Here is a 293-nt window from a genome sequence, read left to right as displayed (position 1 = left end):
AAACCCAGAGTCATGAGCGTCTCGTGGGCTCGGAGATGTGTATATGAGAGAGATGCCTTACAAAAGGGAGAAATTTACGTCCACGAATGCATTACTGACGGGAAATTCGAGGGGGAAGTGTTGTCGGTAACAGCGGCAGATACATATGAAGCTGTCGTTCCGAAAGTAACGGGGAATGCCTTTATTTCAGGATGTCATCAGTTCGTTGTAGACCCGAGAGATGAGTTGAATCGCGGATTTTTGTAAGGATAAGAGGAGGAGGTGGATAGATATGCTAGTCATAAGCGCGAACG

Annotated in this window: 1 protein-coding gene; it reads left to right on the top strand. The window is 46.8% G+C overall.

Going from position 1 to position 293, the window contains the following annotated elements; translation table 11 throughout:
• Nucleotides 1–246: proline racemase family protein (locus ACSG5Z_RS31260; protein ID WP_435712894.1), on the top strand; the 246-nt coding region annotated here is incomplete at its 5' end.
• Nucleotides 247–293 lie beyond the last annotated feature (47 nt).

The organism is Bacillus pretiosus, assembly GCF_051294775.1.
Taxonomy (GTDB): Bacteria; Bacillota; Bacilli; order Bacillales; family Bacillaceae_G; genus Bacillus_A; species Bacillus_A wiedmannii.
Note: the sequence above shows the minus strand (reverse complement) of the source record. Positions and strands in the feature narration are given on the sequence as shown.